This window comes from Shimia sp. (assembly GCF_965227725.1).
GTDB lineage: Bacteria > Pseudomonadota > Alphaproteobacteria > Rhodobacterales > Rhodobacteraceae > Shimia.
Window position 1 is genome coordinate 148,590 of the sequence record NZ_CBDDGH010000005.1, and the last position, 16,848, is coordinate 165,437.

Here is a 16,848-nt window from a genome sequence, read left to right on the forward strand (position 1 = left end):
CGGTTCCGACTAACGCCAGAAGGCGACCCATTCGATCAGTTCGAAGAACTTCTTGGCCAAAAGCAGTGAGGCGGCGCTGTCGTTGAACAGCATGTCCAAACCCAAACCCGTCAGAAAGAGCAAGACGAGAAAAACAGCGATGGGATTGGTCATGAAGCACTGCGCCCCCGGATGATATTGGTCAGAGCAGATATGCCTGACCCCATCCGAGGGCGCAAGATTTAGTATGGGTTTGGGTTAGATGCGGCCCATTTTGGCAGCAACATCCGCCATACGTGCGGAGAAGCCCCATTCGTTGTCATACCATGCCAGCACGCGCACCAGACGGCCGCCGAGCACTTTGGTTTGCTCTGCTGCGAAGGTGGCGCTTTCGGTGGTGTGGTTGAAATCAACCGAAACCAGCGGCAATTCGGAATAGCCCAGAACGCCTTTCATTTCACCGGCAGCGGCTTCGGCCATCACGGCGTTCACATCTTCGGCGGTGACGTCTTTGGATGCGGTGAAGGTCAGATCCACGGCAGACACATTTGGGGTTGGCACGCGGATTGCGGACCCATCGAGCTTGCCTTTGAGTTCAGGCAGCACTTCACCCAGCGCCTTGGCGGCACCGGTGGAGGTCGGGATCATGGACATACCAGCGGCACGGGCGCGGTAGAGATCGTTGTGGCGGCGGTCCAGGGTTGGCTGGTCACCGGTGTAGGCGTGGATCGTGGTCATGATGCCGCTTTCAATGCCGAAAGCGTTGTTCAGGACTTTGGCCACAGGCGCCAGACAGTTGGTGGTGCAGGAGCCGTTGGAGATCATGTTGTCGTTGGCTTCGAGCTGATGATCGTTCACACCGAAGACGATGGTCTTCTGCACGTTTTTCGCTGGGGCAGAGATCAGCACTTTCTTGGCGCCGCGCTCCAGGTGCTTTTTGGCTTTCTCACCGTCGTTGAAGTTGCCGGTGCATTCCAGAACGATGTCCACACCGTCCCAGTCCAGCTCGTCCATGTCGTAGGTGGAGTACATGCGCATCGGGCCCATGCCCACATCCATGGTGCCGTTGCCAGCCACAACTTCGTTGCGGAAGCGGCCGTGTACGGAGTCATAACGGATCAGGTGAGCTGCGGTGTCCAGCGGGCCGGTGGCGTTCACTTTGACAACGCGCACATCTTCGCGCGCTTCCTCTGCGATGTGCATCAAAGTGCAACGTCCAATACGGCCAAAACCATTGATGCCGACGGTAACAGTCATGAGGCGCTCCTGTAGCTGCGCGGATAAATAGGGATTGGGTATTGCTATAGTCGCCGCGTTGTCTTTGCGGAAGGTGAAATACCGTGAATTATGAGTGTGTTAGCGATAAACTGCACCGATGCCGCTATCGGTTGCGGTATCGGTGCCGCTCACGGTATCGCTAACATTCTCGGGCTGTTCGTAAAGAGTTGGTTAACAAGGTGGGGCTGGCGCAATTCTCCGGTTGTGCCGAATCAGCGAGTTGCAGCGGGCGCACGCAGGTCCGCTGACCAGCCACGAGAAGTCGGTCGGATGAGGGCATCACAAGCGATTGACCCAGCGTCTTTGAGATTTGGCACGATCTGCGAGTGATTTTTTACGAAGCTGCGTTATCTGGAGGCTAACGCGAATGGTTCCAACGAACGGGAGACAGCTTATGCAATTGATCGTGGATGGAAAAAAACATGAGGTGGATGTCGAAGACGACATGCCGCTTCTGTGGGTGCTCAGAGATGAGCTGAACATCAAAGGTGTGAAATATGGCTGCGGTGTTGCTGCTTGTGGGGCCTGCACGGTGCATATTGATGGAGTTGCGGTGCGCTCCTGCCAGACGCCTGTGGCGGATGTGGATGGCGAAGTGACCACCATCAACGGTCTGGGACAGCCCGGTGCCTTGCATGCGGTGCAAGAAGCCTGGGTGGAGCATCAGGTGGCGCAATGTGGCTACTGCCAGTCGGGGCAGATCATGCAGGCGGCCTCGCTGTTGTCTGATATTCCGAACCCGACGGATGAAGACATTGATGACGCCATGAGCGGCAATCTGTGCCGCTGTGGCACCTATCCGCGTATCCGTGCAGCGGTGAAAACCGCAGCCTCCAAATTGCAGGAGGTGTAAGCCATGGGGACTGTTGGAAAGATCGCCCGCCGTTCGTTTTTGCTTGGCGCCGCCGCTGTTATGGGCGGGGTGGCCTTTGGCGTCTACCGTGTGAAGACACCTTATGAAAACCCTCTGAAAGAAGGGCTGGCGGATGGGGCCGCGACCTTCAATCCGTGGGTGATTATCGACAGCGAGAAAGTCACGTTGATCGGGCCGCACGGGGACAAGGGGCAGGGGATTGCCCATGTGCAAGCGGCGTTGATTGCCGAAGAGCTGGACATCGAGTTGGATCAGGTTGAGACCAGTTTTGGCAAGCCTGACAAGGCCTATTGGAACCGGGCGCTTTCAGCTGACGGGGTGCCGTTCCAATCGGGCGACACAAGTTTTGTCGCAGAAAGCGCGCGGACCGTGATGTCGGGGTTTGCCAAACTGTTGGGCTTGCAGATCACGGGCGGCTCCAGCGGGGTGCCTGACAGCTATGTGAAACTGCGCGAAGCGGGAGCGATTGCGCGTGAAACGCTCAAGCTGGCGGCGTCCAACGTAAGCGGAGTGCCGGTTGCGCAGCTGAAGACGGCCAATGGTGCGGTGCAGCTGCCGGACGGAAGCGCGCTGAAATACACCGAGCTGGCCGCGGAGGCGGCAAAGCTTGAGCCGGTGATGGACATCAAGCTGCGTGACCCAAGCGAATGGCGTTTGCTGGGCAAACCCATGCAGCGGCTGGATATTCTGGCGAAGTCCACTGGCACTTTGGAATATGGCATCGATGTTGAGGTCGAAGGCGCTGTGCATGCGACTGTGGTCTGCAACCCGCGCAAGGGCGGTGGCCTGAAGAGCTATGATGCAAGCGCCGCCAAAGAGATGCGCGGCGTTCAGAAGATTGTTGAGGTCACCGGTGGTGTCGCGGTTGTGGCCGACAATACCTGGCGCGCCATTCAGGCCGCGCAAGCCATTGATTTTGATTGGGATGAGGCGCCTTATCCCGCGCGGCAGGATGATCATTGGCATATGGTCGCTGAGTCCTTTAGCGGCGACCGGCTCGACAAGGTTTGGCGTGATGAAGGCGACGTCTATGAGGCCAAGAAAGCGCACGGCAAGGCTTTGGACGTGGAATATCGCGTGCCCTATGTGGCGCATCAGCCGTTGGAGCCGTTGAACGCCACGGTTTTGGTGGAAGATGACAAAGTGACGGTTTGGACCGGGCACCAAGTGCAGATCATGTTGCAACAGCAGGTGGCTGCGATCACCGGGCATGAGCCCGCTCAGGTGGATTTGACCAACTGCTACATGGGCGGCAGCTTTGGCCACAGGTTGGAGCTGGAACATGTCAAAATGGCTGCGGAGATCGCCAATAAAATGCGGGGCACGCCGGTCAAGTTGACCTACAGCCGCGAAGAAGACTTTGCCCATGACTTTACACGCCACATTGGGATGGCGCGGGCCTCTGGTGCGGTGGAAAACGGCCAAGTCGTGGCCGCAGATTTGCAGATCGCTATGCCTTCGGTGGTGGCCTCGCAGATGGGGCGGTTGGGCATGAGCATTCCGGGGCCGGATACGCAGATTGCCGCCGGGGCTTGGGATGCACCCTACAGCTTAGACAACTACCGGATGCGGGCCTATCGCGTGCCGGAGTTGGCCCCCACATCGAGCTGGCGCTCGGTTGGGGCCTCCGCAGGTGGCTTCTTCTTTGACTGTATGCTGGATGAGTTGATCCATGAAGCGGGGGCTGATCCGCTGAAGGAGCGCATTCGTTTGATCAACAACCCAGTGGCGCGCAAGGTTCTGGAAACCGTTGGTGAGATGTCCAACTGGGGCAGCCCGCTTGCGGAAGGCAAAGGCCGAGGCGTCGCCTTTGTGGAGAGTTTTGGCGTGCCAACAGCTGAAGTGATTGAGGTGACAAACACTGAGGATGGGATCACCATCGACAAGGTCTGGGTCGCTGCGGATGTTGGCCGTGTGCTCGATCCGGTGAACTTTGAAAACCTCGTGCAGGGTGGTGTAGTCTTTGCGCTTGGTCACGCGATCAACAGTGAAATCACCTACGACGACGGGATGGTGGAGCAGGCCAACTATTGGGATGCGGAAGGCATGCGGATGCGGCAGTGCCCAGAGATCTTCGTGAAAGGGCTGGAGAACGCCGAGAAGATCCGCGGAATTGGCGAGCCTCCGGTGCCGCCTGCCGCGCCTGCCTTGGCCAATGCGATCTTTGCCGCGACGGGGCAACGCATTCGGGAGCTGCCGCTCTACCATCACATCGACTTCGTCTGATCGAAACGATCTGAAACATAAAAACCCGCCGACGTTTTCGGCGGGTTTTTCTTTTGTCAGTCGGGGATGAACCGTGGAGGCCGCTTCTCAAAGAAAGCAGCGCGCCCTTCTTTGGCATTGTCGCTGCCGAGCAGGCGCGGCTGCACATCGCGCTCATAATCGATGGCGCTGTCCAGTCGCCCGGAGCTGAAGGCCTTGATCGCGCGCAGAGCTTCTGGCCCAAGTGTTTCCACGTGCTGCGCGAGGCTGAGCGCGGCCTTAAGGGTGTCTCCATCCTCCACCATGTCATCCGCCATCCCCCAACTGAGTGCCGTTGGGGCATCAACCGGTCGGGCATAGAGCATCACTTGACGCGCGCGCGCTTGGCCGATGCGGGCGGGCAGGGACGCGAGCAGGCCGTAATCCGGCATCAGGCCGATCTTTGGAAAGGCCGATAGGAAGCGGGCTGATTTTGCGGCAATCACCGTGTCACACATCATCGCAAGAGACAGGCCAGCGCCGGCGGCCCAGCCTTCAACGGCGGCGATCACGGGAACAGACGCGCCGGTGATTTGATTGGCCAGCCGTTTGACCTGTTCAAAGTTGATCCGCTTCCGCCGCATTGGTGCGTCCATCGCAGCGATATCGCCGCCTGAGCAGAAATGGCCACCGGCCCCCGTGAGGATGACCGCGCGGATGCTTGTGTCGGTCTCAATCTCTTCGAGAGCCTCTGACAAAGCAGCGCGCAAGGGCGCCCCGATCGGATTGCGCCGGGCCGGATCATTGAGGGTCAGCACCATTGCGCTGCCGATGCGCTCTTTCAAAAGGGGGGGCGTTGCCATGACATCTCCTGTGCGGACGCGAATGCTCTCAGGCTGCGGTAAAATTGGGCATCGCTCAAGTCGGGCGCTCATTGGCTACGCCGCGTCATGAATTGGCTGCTGTCATCGGGCAAAACTGTGGAGGCTTTTCTCAGAGCGGTTCAGCGGATAGGGTATCCAGCGTGGTGATGGTAATGGGGTATTGGGGTGGCTGCGGATGACGGAGCTTCGCAAAATTCTACATGTCGAGGATGATCCCGATATTCGGGAGATTACACTTCTCGCGTTGGTGGAACTTGGAGGGTTTGAAGTGCTGCAATGTGCCAGCGGCGAAGATGCGCTTGCACAGGCGGTGGCTTTTGCGCCCGATTTGATGGTGCTTGATGTGATGATGCCGGGCCTGAGTGGCGTGGAAACGCTGGCTGCGATGCGTGCTTTGCCGGAGCTTGCGCAGACTCCAGCGGTGTTCATGACATCAAAAGACATAGCGTCCAAAGATGAAGACGAGATCCGGGAGGGCGCGATTGGCGCCATTCAGAAGCCGTTTGACCCGGTGGCGTTGCCAGATCAGCTGCGCCAGTTGATCGCGGCGCAACAGACCCGCTGAGAAGCCTCCTCAGGCGGTGGCAATCACCTCGCCCAGCTCCTCGCTGAGAATGTCCGTGGCGACCAGAATGCTTTCGAGTTCGTGGGATGTGGGGAGCCTGAGACGCACGGGCTCCAGCAATTGTTCCACCTCTTCCGCCAGATCACCGAGTTTCCTGAGGCCGTAGGTGCCGCTGATGCCGGCGAGTTTGTGTGTGGCGAGATAAAGCTCTTCAAGCGCTTTGGGGGACGCGCCGTGCTCCAGCAGCGTGGCGGTGAGATCTTCGATTTCCGCTTCCCGCGCGGGCAGGCCAGAGAGAAAACGACGGCGCAATCCGGCAAACTTCCTTTGATATTTGGACGGAAACATGGCTGCGGACTCAGGCGTCTTGCTGTGCGGGGGATTGGGGGAGTTCAATGCTGATGTCCTGCTCTGTGTCGCAAAGCGGGAAGATTGCAAAGAAACGGCTGCCTTCGCCCAATGTGCTCTCAAAGTCGATGGCGGCGCCATGGTCTTCGATGATCTGCTGAGCGATGGAGAGGCCAAGCCCGGAGCCGTCAAACTTGCGGCTGTCAGACGTATCCACCTGTTGGAATTTGTCAAAAATCAGGTGACTGCTTTCCGGCGGAACCCCGATGCCGTAGTCGCGCACCTCCAGTATGGCGCACCCGCCTTCGAGGCGCGCGCCAAGCTCAATATAGCCGCCGGAATGGGAGAACTTCACGGCGTTGGACAGCAGGTTGTCGAGCACCTGCATCAGGCGCTCATTGTCGCCGCGCACGGTGAGAGGCTGAGGCGGCGGCGCTGTGCGCACCACAATTTCAAACTGATCCGCGTAAGGCGTGATGGATTGTGCCGCGTCATGTATCAGTTGGCCCAGATCGACAGGGGCAAAATGGTAGACCATCTTGCGGGCTTCCATCTTCTGGATGTCGAGCAGATCGTTGATCAGTTTGCTGAGGCGCTTGCTGTTCTTATGCGCGATCTCAAGCATGCGGCTGGCGCTGTCTGGATTTTTGGCCAGATCGGTTTCACGCAGCAGAGTAAGGGAGCCGGTGATGGAGGTCAGTGGCGTGCGCAGCTCGTGGCTGACAACCGAAACAAATTGGGATTTGAGCTCATAGCCTTCGCGTGCCTTGTCCCGCTCTGCGCGCAGCTCATCCATCTGGTCCAGAGTGCGCTGATACATGCGCAGGAAAATCGTGGAGCACTCAAGCACGAAATAGAGCACAAACAGGGCCGTCGCAAAGTGGAGCCAGAGTTTGGAATCAAAGGATGCGCCTTGGGCCAGGATGTCTGACACGGGGATGTAGATGAAAATTACACCGTAAGTGATCAGCCGAAGGCCCAGAATTTGCGTCAGCTGGTGATTGTTTACGGCGGCAAAAAGGCCAGCGGCGAACAGGAAGAACAGCGACATAAAGTGCTGACCGGGGCCTTCGAGGCGCGCCAGCAGCAGAATGAAGGTGGCGATTGAGGCGGCGGAAAGCGCGTTTGATAGGGACAAGCCACGGAGCAAGCGCTGGCTGTGGCGCAAGGAATGATCCGTGCGGTTGATCACCTTGTAGCAGATCGAGTTGTCAAACAGATCGGTGGCCTGAATGAACAGGTAGCAAAACGCAGCAAGGCTCCAGGAAAAATAGAAGCCACAGAGAAAACCGGCACCGGCGTAGATGCCTTGGCGCTGCCAGAAGAGGGTGATGCCGCCAAGCGCAAAGTCGTGAATTTCCTGATGTAGGCGGCGGGTATCCTCAACCGGATGGGCTGCGATAGGAAACAGACCGCGCAAAGGTTTGCCAAACAGGCGGGTCATTCGTGTGGATCGCGCCGTCTTTTCAGGTTGTTCAATGTGCATTCTGCAACATCCAAGTGAGAGTGACCGACGCGGTGCGTTCAATCTGTTTGGCGCGATGACCCGAGCATCTGAAGGATGCGTAATCTTGGTGGGAGGCCAGCGGCCACGCGGGTTTAATGCGCAGGGGCGCTGTGATCGGTTTTGAAGACGCGACCGTTGTGCTGAAGCTCCATCTCCGGGCGGGAGATCTCAAAATCGAGCAATTCGAACGTTGTGTCGATATGCCCTCTGTGATGGGGCACATAGCCGGACTGATCAAAGGTTCCTGTGGCTTCGATCACGTCTCCGGGGGAGACAGTGGTGCGGAACCGCTCGATAAGTGCCTTGTCGCGTACGGTGAAGCTCACGCGGCGCGGGTAGCGAAATCCGGGGGCGTCGGACTCGGTGGCTGTTTGTGCTGAAATGTCGACCATAAGCTTTGGCTCCGGCTCAGAGAGCAGCAGCGTATGCGCGATTTCACCTTTGATGTGAAAATTCAAAAAATAGGTCTGCATGGCATCCTCCGAACTGACGGCCCCTTGGATGGGGTGTTTGCCGAATCTCACTTTGGAAAGCGGCATTTTGATGGTCTTGCCGGGGAGAATTTACGAAGTCATTTCTGGTCCCCACCTATCCTGTAAATCGGACCAAAAGCTTTACGAATGGTAAATTTAATACATAAAATTGCATTAAAATTAGAAAAACTGTGTTCACATTACAGAAACACTCAACAAACTTCACCTAGTGAACTTTTTCACTAGATGTTTAACTAAATTTGTGCCTCAATCGTGCTATGGGTGTTTGGGGGAGCGCTTTTTCTAGGTGGTAAACTCTGGTGGGCTATGAGTTAAGTCACTATTTTGTATGGATATAGTTCGTTTTTCTGTTCCGAACTTTTGTCTGCCGTACTCTTTGTCTAAGCGCGAACTTTCTACCTATGGGTGATGCGATGATTGGTCGGTTGCGTGTGTTTTGCATCCGAAAATCGGCGTTGTTGTGAGTGAATACAATTTTTTAGGATTTGTCAGTGTACACGGTTGGGAAGGGGCAAAGAGGTATCCGGAGAGAGAATGGATATGCTGACGACGACCCTCTCGTTCGAGAACATGCACAAGCATGGCGAACTGATGGTCAACCTACTAAGGGCTCGCAAACAGTCCTTCATTGTACAAAATAAATGGGACCTGCCAGAAGTGGCGGGTATGGAATACGATCAGTACGACACGCCAGCAAGCAGCTGGATTGCGGTTCATGAAGGCGAGCGTGTGCTTGCCGGGGTGCGTTTGACACCGACCACCGCAAGATGTGGCATGTACTCTTATATGGTGCGGGACGCGCAGAAGGGCATGTTGGAGTCAATTCCCAGCAACCTGCTGTTTGATGAAGCGCCCATTGATCCGAGAGTATTTGACGCCAGCCGGGTTTTTGTGGCGCGGGATGTGCCAGCTGAGCAGCGCATGGAAGTGCAGACGCAGCTGATGCAAAAGCTGATCACCACAGCACGGTCCATGGACGCCAAACATGTTCTGGGTCTGGTGCCCGCAGTTTGGCCGCGTTGGATCAGACGTCTTGGTCTGGTGGCAGAAGCGGCAGGGCCGATCATGCTGGTGGACGGGCTTCCGGTGCAGGTTGCGCGTATGGATCTGTCCAACACCCACCGCCACTGAGGCGTTAGCTGAAAGCGGCTGCTGCGGGGCGCGTGTCGATGTCTTCACGCAAAGCGTCTTGGAGCAGATGCTCATAAGCGCGGCGTTCCATTTCGGTCTGGAACCCGCTGCCAGGATGATGGCGCATTGTCTTGCGCAAATATGCAAAGCTGCTGCGCTGGCTGGTGGCTCGTATTTCCGCATTGGCGACTGCACGCTGCAAGGCCAGAACCGCGCCTGCCCGTGTCAGGGTGCGCAGGGTTTGCGGCTCTCCGACCGTTGTTTTGCTCATCAAACCATCAATCTGCGTTGACGGAACGTAGCTTAGGCGCTCGTTGAGCGCGGCTTCGACGTGCGTGTTTTCAAAGGATCGGGTGCGCGGGGCTACGCACAGAAAAACGCCATTGCCGCGATAGGTCGCGATTGCGTCATTGTCCGCCACCACCGACATCAGCTCGCTGGAGACATCCGTAAGCATGCGCCGAAAGGCGACAGGCGAGAGCGCGGTATAGGCGCTTTGAATGGTGTCGACCTTAACTGCGAAGGCCATACTGCGCAGCAGGGTGGAGCGGGGCAGGCCCATCAGGTGGTTTTCAAAAGCAACATATCCAACCATCTGCGTCACCCCAGTGAGTTCAATGGGCTCTTTGAGGCTGTGGGTCGTTGTTTCCAGAAGATCCCGCTTCAAGGCCGCCATTTCGCTGGCGGTTTCGGTGATGCGGTGCTGTTCGGAGATAATGCGGTGCGCCAGAGAAATGCGGCTGAAAAGCTCCAGGAAATCAAAAGGTTTGGTGACAAAATCCGTCGCGCCCGCAGCGAAGGCTGCATCGATGTATTTCTTCTGAGACATCGCGGTCAGCATGATGATGGGCGTGCGTGCATAGCCTTTGGTTTTACGGATTTTGCCTGCCAGCGTGATGCCATCGATCACGGGCATCTGGATGTCGAGCAGGAAACAGTCAAAAGGCACCTTGGCTTTGGCAATCGCGCGGATGGCCTCGGGGCCCGAAGGCACCGTGACGATGGTGTGATCGGTTTTGGTCGCGACGGCCTCCGCCAGAAGCGCGCAAATGCTCTCGTCGTCATCGACGGCCAATATCTTCATGTCTCAGCCCTTTCTGTGGCTGCCTGTCTGATAAAGCGTGAAACGCAAACCAACAGTGCCGACGCGGCTTCTGCCCACCGGCCTTGGTCAGATGTTGCAAAGCGAATGCGTCCAGAAAACGGCGAAAGATTGACTTGATTCGAAAAAATTAAGGATTTGTTAGGAAATCTATCCGTGCAAAATCATAAGCTTAGGCGCAACTACGGATGTTTGAGGTTCTCGTTTGCCCTAACTTCCACCCTGGGGTGAAACTGACGGCAGGTGCTCGCTCAAACAAATTTTCGGAAGATCTTTGTCTGGTCGAACATGTCTTCCAGCGTGCGCATGCGCTGTTCGGTCCGGCCCCAAGAGGCTTCCTGAACGGCGGCGATCAAGGTTTCGGACAAGAGCATCATGGCAATCGTGGAGTCCCAGGCCGAAGGGGCTTCGATCCGGCAATTCAGCGAAATCTCCGCGTATTGGCTGATCGGGCTTTGCCATTGGTCGGTGATAAGAACCACACGCGCACCCTGCGCCTTTGCGATTTCGGCAAGCCGTAAGGTGGAGTTTTCATACCGCCGGATGTCATAGATCAGCACAACATCGCCTTCGGAAATGTCCAGCAGGTCGTGCGGCCATGCGTTTGAGGTGGACCGGATATGGCGCACGCGCGCGCGAATGACCTGCATATGAAGGTGCAGATATTCGCTGAGCGCGTGGGTGATGCGCCCGCCAGTAATATAAAGCGCATTGCTTTCATCAGCGAGCAGCGCGGCCAGCGCGTCAAACTGTGCGGGATCAACGCTTGCCAGAGTTTGGCGGATATTGCCGATCACAGCCTCGGTGAAACGGTTGAGAAGGTGCTCTTCGGGGGCGCTCTGCGCCCAGCTTTCATGTTTGGCGATGGGGTTGGAAAAGCGCGCTTCCACTTCCTGCCGCAAAGTATCCTGAAATTCGGGAAACCCGGAATAGCCGAGTTTTTGCACCATACGTGCGACTGTTGGGGTGGAGACAGACGCTTTCTCGGCAAGTCGCGTGATCGAGCCCATGCCGGACATAGGATAGTTTTCCAGAATCACGCCTGCGAGCTGCCGCTCTGCGCGCGTAAGGCTTTCATAAACCTTGTTAATCTTTTCCTGCGCGGTGTCTGCCAAGGGGGTGCCCCATCTCTCTGCTGTTTCTGTAAGCATAGTTTCAGAGTTTTTTCGAAAGAAGAAGAATTTTCAGAATAATTATTGACAGAAGATAAGCTCCTGAAGAAGTTTGTTCACAAAGGGGGCACCAATGACTTTAGAAGACGACGAAGTGGTACATGTTGAAGGGGCGGTTGCACCTGGTGATGTGCTGTTTGTCTGTGAGCACGCTTCCAATCATTTCCCCGATTGCTTTGGCACACTTGGGCTGAGCGATGACGTGCGCGAGAGCCATGTGGCTTGGGATCCGGGGGCGCTTGCGCTGACACGGCTTCTGGCGCAGCGCTTTGGCAGCACCTTGGTGGCCGGTGGCGTGTCGCGTCTGTTGTATGACTGCAATCGCCCGCCCGAAGCGGAGAGCGCGATCCCCCAGCGCAGCGAGGTTTTTGACATTCCGGGCAATGTTGATCTGTCATCGGATGCGCGCGATGCGCGTGTGCAGCAGATCTATGTGCCATTCCGGGCTGCGGTGGAGCAGGTCCTGGTTTTGGTGGAGCCCAAGGCGTTGGTCACCGTGCATTCGTTTACGCCGGTCTATCACGGCGCACCGCGCGCGGTGGAGATTGGCGTGTTGCATGACCGGGACACGCGACTGGCGGACGGAATGCTGGAGGCGCTTTCGGACTCTGAGCATGATGTGCAGCGCAATGTACCTTATGGGCCGGAAGACGGCGTGACCCACTCTCTGCAGCTCTATGGCCTGAAAAATAAGGTGGCAAATGTGATGCTTGAGGTGCGCAATGATCTGCTGCGCACTGAGGCGCAGATTGCGCATATGGCTGACGTGATCGAAGGCGCATTGCGTGCTGGCCTTCACACGCTCGCTGACAACTCTACGACGGAAGAGGGGCTGTAAATGCCAAAGCTTGTGCGGCTCTACATTCGTGGCATCGACGGATTTAACCGCCGGATCGGGCGGTTCATCATGTACGGGATTTTCGTCATGATGGCGATTTTGCTGTGGTCCTCCTTCTCAAAGACTTTTGCGACGCCTTCGCTGTGGACGCTGGAGATGGCGCAGTTTGCCATGGTGACCTACTACATCCTTGGCGGACCATATTCGATGCAGCTTGGATCGAACGTGCGGATGGACCTGTTTTACGGGGAATGGACGTTGCGCCAGCGCGCCACGGTGGACGCGATGACCGTGTTCTTCCTGATGTTTTATATCGCGATCCTCATTCATGGGGCGGTGGGTTCCAGCGCCTATTCGCTGGGGCACTTTGGCGTCGAGCCTTATGCATTCTATCGCGATCTGGTCTGGGCCTATGTCACCGGCGGCAAAGAGGCGGCGAGTGAAATCATCGGCTATATCGAGCGCAGCCCGACTGCGTGGCGGCCGGTTCTCTGGCCAATCAAGCTGATCATGCTTTTTGGCTTTATTCTGATGTTCTTACAGGCGGTCTCTGAACTGTTCAAAGACATCGCGCGGATGCGTGGAGTTGACTACTGATGTCTTATGAAATGATCGCCATTCTGATGTTCTCGACCATGATGCTGATGCTCATGACGGGGCAGAGGGTCTTTGGGGCCATTGGCTTTGTGGGTGTTCTGGCAGCGGTGCTGCTGTGGGGCACGGGGGGCAGCGATATTGGTTTCTCCGCCGCGATGAAGCTGATGAAATGGTATCCGCTGCTGACGCTGCCGATGTTCATTTTCATGGGTTATGTGCTCAGTGAATCCAAGATCGCCGACGACCTCTACAAGATGTTCCATGTCTGGATGGGACCGGTGCGGGGCGGTCTGGCGATTGGCACCATCCTGTTGATGGTGCTGATTTCGGCGATGAACGGTCTGAGCGTTGCGGGCATGGCAATCGGGGCAACCATTGCACTGCCGGAGCTGCTCAAACGCGGCTATGACAAACGTATGGTGACCGGGGTCATTCAGGCCGGATCGAGCCTTGGCATTCTGGTGCCGCCCTCTGTGGTGCTCGTACTTTACGCCATGATTGCGCGCCAACCGGTGGGGCAGCTGTGGCTGGCCGGTGTGTTCCCGGGCCTGATGATGGCGGCGATGTTCATCCTCTACGTGGTGATCCGCTGCCGTATTCAGCCGGAGCTTGGCCCGGCCTTGCCTGAGGCGGATCGTGATATTTCGCGCGCAGAAAAGCTGCGCCTGCTACGGGCAGGGCTGCTGCCGATTGTGATTTTTGCTACTATGATGGTGCCTTTTGTGAACGGCTGGACCTCGCTGGTGGAAAGCTCGGCGATTGGTGCGATCACGGCATTTGTGGCCGCGGTGCTGAAGGGGCGGATGACACGGGAGGTGTTTGAAACCTCTGTACGCAGCACGCTGGGCATTTCCTGCATGTTCATGTGGATCATTCTCGCCGCACTGGGCTTTGGCGCGGTGTTTGACGGGCTGGGCGCGGTGAAAGCCATCGACAATCTGTTCACCGAGCAGCTGGGGCTTGATCCCTGGATGATCCTGATCCTGATGCAGCTGAGCTTCATCCTGATGGGCACCTTTCTGGACGACACAGCGATGCTGGTCATTGTGGCGCCGCTTTATGTGCCACTGGTGAAGGCGCTTGGCTTCGATCTGATCTGGTATGGCGTGCTTTATACGATCACCACACAGATCGCCTATATGACACCGCCATTCGGCTATAACCTGTTCCTCATGCGGGCCATGGCACCAAGCGAAGTCACCCTGCGCGACATCTATCGCAGCATCGTGCCCTTCGTGTTTGTCATGGTTCTGGCACTCACATTGGTGATGATCTTCCCACAGATCGCGCTGTGGCTGCCGGAATATGTCTACGGAAAATAAAAAATCTACAGAGCGCCGAAAACGGGGCCAGATTCAACAAGGAGAGTAAGAGATGACGACAAGACGTAAGTTTCTTCAAGCCGCTGGCGCTGGCGCAGTTGCGGCACCGTTGGCGACACCGGCGATTGCGCAAAGCACCATCAAATGGCGCATGCAGACCTATGCCGGCCCGGCGCTGGCAGCGCATGTGATCGATCCGGCGATTGAGATGTTCAATAAGATTGCGGGCGACCGTATGCAGATTGAACTCTTCTACGCTGACCAACTGGTGCCGACCGGCGAGCTGTTCCGCGCCATGCAGCGTGGCACCATTGATGCGGTGCAGTCTGACGATGACTCCATGGCGTCGCCCACCGAGGTGACCGTGTTTGGCGGCTACTTCCCGTTTGCCTCCCGCTACAGCCTCGATGTGCCTGTGCTGTTCAACCAGTATGGCCTGAACGAGATCTGGGACGAAGAGTATTCCAAAGTTGGTGTGAAGCACATCAGCGCCGGTGCATGGGATCCTTGCCACTTTGCCACCAAAGACCCGATCAACTCGCTGGCGGATCTGAAAGGCAAGCGCATCTTCACCTTCCCAACCGCGGGCCGCTTCCTCAGCCAGTTTGGCGTGGTGCCGGTGACCCTGCCATGGGAAGACATCGAAGTGGCCGTGCAGACCGGCGAGCTTGACGGCATCGCATGGTCGGGCATCACAGAGGATTACACCGTGGGTTGGGCCGATGTGACCAACTACTTCCTGACCAACAACATTTCCGGCGCATGGGCGGGCAGCTTCTTTGCCAACCAAGACCGCTGGAACGAGCTGCCAGAAGATCTGCAGACCCTGTTCCGCGTTTGCTGTGACCAGTCGCACTACTATCGCCAGTGGTGGTATTGGGGTGGTGAGGCCAATCTGCGTGTGAACGGCACCAAGATGCAGCTGACCTCTATCCCGGATGAAGAATGGGCACAGGTGGAAACCGCAGCTGTGAAATTCTGGGATGAGATCGCAGCGGAAAGCCCGACTAAGGCAAAAGTTGTGGAGATTTTCCGCAAGTACAACGCAGACATGCAGGCGGCGGGTCGTCCGTACCGTTACGGCTAAGTCTTTCGGCAATAACATCTTTCGAAGCCCCGTCCGTCGATGGGGCTTCGGCACTCAACAAAGAAGGCGCATTTGATGTCTGGCAATCTGACCCTTGATGAGCTGCGTGGCCTGAGCGCGAGCGGCGAAATTGACACTGTTCTGGCCTGTATCGTGGATATGCAGGGTCGCTTGATGGGCAAGCGGTTTGTGGCGCAGCATTTTGTGGACAGCGCGTGGGAAGAGACCCATTGCTGCAACTATCTGCTGGCGACCGATCTAGAGATGCACACGGTGGAAGGCTATGCCGCAACCAGCTGGGCGGCAGGCTATGGCGACTATCTGATGAAGCCGGACCTGAGCACTTTGCGCCGGGCGGCGTGGCTGGACGGCACTGCGTTGGTGATATGTGACGTGATGGATCACCACGGCCACCACTACATTGCGCATTCTCCACGCGCGATGCTGAAAAAGCAGATCGCAAGGCTTGCGGAGATGGGCTTTGAAGCGGTGTCGGCAACCGAGCTTGAGTTCTTCATTTTTGAGCAGAGCTTTGAGGAACTGGGCAAGACGGCCTATCGCGACCTGACCCCGATCAGCGCGTATAATGAGGATTATCACATCCTTCAGACCACCAAGGAAGAAGGCGTGATGCGCGCGCTGCGCAACGGGCTTTATGCCTCGGGCATTCCGGTGGAAGGCTCCAAAGGGGAGGCGGAGACTGGGCAGGAAGAGCTCAACATCCGCTACGGCAGCGCCATGGACGCGGCCGAAAACCATACGATTTCCAAACATGCGGCCAAGGAAATTGGCTGGCAGCAAGGCCATGCGGTGTCCTTCCTGCCAAAGTGGCATCAGGACAAAGTGGGCAGCGCGAGCCATGTGCACCAGTCGCTTTGGACCAAAGATGGCGTACCTGCGTTTTATGATGCGGACAAAGATCTGGGCATGTCCGATCTGGCGCGAAACTATCTGGGTGGCTTGCTGAAATATGCCGATGACATCACTGTGTTCCTTGCGCCTTATGTGAACAGCTACAAGCGTTTCCAGAAGGGCAGCTTTGCGCCGACCGCCAAGGTCTGGTCGGTGGACAACCGTACGGCCGCTTTCCGTTTGTGCGGCGATGGCAGCAAGGCTGTGCGCGTGGAATGCCGGGTGCCGGGAGCGGATATGAACCCCTATCTGGCCATCGCAGCGATGCTGGCAGCAGGCATCAAGGGCGTCGAAGAGAAGCTTGATCCGGGCACGCCTTTGACCGGTGATGCTTATGAGGCAGGCAACAATGTGATCCCGACAAACCTGCGTGATGCGACCGAGGCGCTGCGCGGCTCTGACATGCTGCGCGAGGCCATGGGCAGCGAAGTGGTTGACCATTATGTGCGGATGGCAGAATGGGAGCAGGAAGCCTTTGACGCGGTGGTGACTGATTGGGAAATTGCGCGCGGGTTTGAACGGGCGTAAGCCGGAAGAGGTGAGGGGCCAGCCCCTCACACTCCCCGGGATATTT

Annotated in this window: 17 protein-coding genes; 9 read left to right on the top strand and 8 right to left on the bottom strand. The window is 57.1% G+C overall.

Annotation, left to right across the window (positions count from 1 at the left end; genetic code table 11):
• Positions 1-9 precede the first annotated feature (9 nt).
• Together ACO07T_RS10985 and gap are read right to left on the bottom strand one after the other, a co-directional pair.
• Positions 10-153 (bottom strand): hypothetical protein, encoded by a 144-nt coding sequence (locus ACO07T_RS10985; protein ID WP_209060938.1) that lies wholly within the window; start codon positions 151-153, stop codon positions 10-12.
• A gap of 84 nt (positions 154-237) precedes the next feature.
• Entirely contained in the window at positions 238-1,236 is a 999-nt protein-coding gene (gene gap, locus ACO07T_RS10990) for a type I glyceraldehyde-3-phosphate dehydrogenase (protein ID WP_209060937.1), read from the bottom strand.
• A gap of 415 nt (positions 1,237-1,651) precedes the next feature.
• Here gap and ACO07T_RS10995 point away from each other — a divergent pair, with 415 nt between their 5' ends.
• The gene (locus ACO07T_RS10995; RefSeq protein WP_209060935.1) at positions 1,652-2,110 is read left to right on the top strand and encodes a (2Fe-2S)-binding protein; all 459 of its coding nucleotides are present in this window, start codon (positions 1,652-1,654) and stop codon (positions 2,108-2,110) included.
• A 3-nt stretch (positions 2,111-2,113) separates the two neighbouring features.
• Positions 2,114-4,357, top strand: a complete 2,244-nt coding sequence (locus ACO07T_RS11000; RefSeq protein ID WP_422049451.1) for a molybdopterin cofactor-binding domain-containing protein — start codon at positions 2,114-2,116, stop codon at positions 4,355-4,357.
• 56 nt (positions 4,358-4,413) lie between these two features.
• On the opposite strand, the gene ACO07T_RS11005 is transcribed toward ACO07T_RS11000, so the two are convergent.
• Positions 4,414-5,178, bottom strand: a complete 765-nt coding sequence (locus ACO07T_RS11005; RefSeq protein ID WP_422049452.1) for an enoyl-CoA hydratase/isomerase family protein — start codon at positions 5,176-5,178, stop codon at positions 4,414-4,416.
• A gap of 196 nt (positions 5,179-5,374) precedes the next feature.
• On the opposite strand from ACO07T_RS11005, the gene ACO07T_RS11010 reads away from it, so the two are divergent.
• Positions 5,375-5,764: a response regulator gene (locus ACO07T_RS11010; RefSeq protein ID WP_422049453.1), complete on the top strand. Its 390-nt coding sequence runs from the start codon at positions 5,375-5,377 to the stop codon at positions 5,762-5,764.
• 9 nt (positions 5,765-5,773) lie between these two features.
• Here ACO07T_RS11010 and ACO07T_RS11015 read toward each other — a convergent pair whose 3' ends face one another.
• The 3 genes from ACO07T_RS11015 to ACO07T_RS11025 form a co-directional block, all read right to left on the bottom strand.
• A complete protein-coding gene (locus ACO07T_RS11015; protein WP_422049454.1) occupies positions 5,774-6,112 on the bottom strand; it encodes an Hpt domain-containing protein in 339 nt (112 codons plus the stop codon).
• Positions 6,113-6,122: 10 nt separating this feature from the next.
• On the bottom strand, positions 6,123-7,598 hold the full coding sequence (locus ACO07T_RS11020; protein ID WP_422049455.1) for a sensor histidine kinase: 1,476 nt from the start codon (positions 7,596-7,598) through the stop codon (positions 6,123-6,125).
• Between the two features lie 113 nt (positions 7,599-7,711).
• On the bottom strand, positions 7,712-8,092 hold the full coding sequence (locus ACO07T_RS11025) for a hypothetical protein (RefSeq protein ID WP_209078004.1): 381 nt from the start codon (positions 8,090-8,092) through the stop codon (positions 7,712-7,714).
• Between the two features lie 561 nt (positions 8,093-8,653).
• Between ACO07T_RS11025 and ACO07T_RS11030 the strand changes: the two genes are divergently transcribed.
• The gene (locus ACO07T_RS11030; protein ID WP_209060927.1) at positions 8,654-9,244 is read left to right on the top strand and encodes an acyl-homoserine-lactone synthase; all 591 of its coding nucleotides are present in this window, start codon (positions 8,654-8,656) and stop codon (positions 9,242-9,244) included.
• 4 nt (positions 9,245-9,248) lie between these two features.
• On the opposite strand, the gene ACO07T_RS11035 is transcribed toward ACO07T_RS11030, so the two are convergent.
• A complete protein-coding gene (locus ACO07T_RS11035; protein WP_422049456.1) occupies positions 9,249-10,328 on the bottom strand; it encodes a response regulator in 1,080 nt (359 codons plus the stop codon).
• A gap of 269 nt (positions 10,329-10,597) precedes the next feature.
• The gene (locus ACO07T_RS11040; RefSeq protein ID WP_247743799.1) at positions 10,598-11,461 is read right to left on the bottom strand and encodes a MurR/RpiR family transcriptional regulator; all 864 of its coding nucleotides are present in this window, start codon (positions 11,459-11,461) and stop codon (positions 10,598-10,600) included.
• 130 nt (positions 11,462-11,591) lie between these two features.
• Between ACO07T_RS11040 and ACO07T_RS11045 the strand changes: the two genes are divergently transcribed.
• The 5 genes from ACO07T_RS11045 (at position 11,592) to ACO07T_RS11065 (ending at position 16,802) form a co-directional block, all read left to right on the top strand.
• Positions 11,592-12,356 (top strand): N-formylglutamate amidohydrolase, encoded by a 765-nt coding sequence (locus ACO07T_RS11045; protein WP_422049457.1) that lies wholly within the window; start codon positions 11,592-11,594, stop codon positions 12,354-12,356.
• Complete coding sequence (locus tag ACO07T_RS11050) at positions 12,357-12,953, top strand: TRAP transporter small permease subunit (protein ID WP_209060914.1); 597 nt, start codon at positions 12,357-12,359, stop codon at positions 12,951-12,953.
• Entirely contained in the window at positions 12,953-14,275 is a 1,323-nt protein-coding gene (locus ACO07T_RS11055) for a TRAP transporter large permease (protein WP_209060912.1), read from the top strand. Before ACO07T_RS11050 ends, ACO07T_RS11055 begins: the two co-directional genes overlap by 1 nt.
• Positions 14,276-14,327: 52 nt before the next feature.
• On the top strand, positions 14,328-15,362 hold the full coding sequence (locus tag ACO07T_RS11060) for a TRAP transporter substrate-binding protein (protein ID WP_209060911.1): 1,035 nt from the start codon (positions 14,328-14,330) through the stop codon (positions 15,360-15,362).
• Positions 15,363-15,437: 75 nt separating this feature from the next.
• Entirely contained in the window at positions 15,438-16,802 is a 1,365-nt protein-coding gene (locus ACO07T_RS11065; RefSeq protein WP_422049458.1) for a glutamine synthetase family protein, read from the top strand.
• Positions 16,803-16,848: the final 46 nt, after the last annotated feature.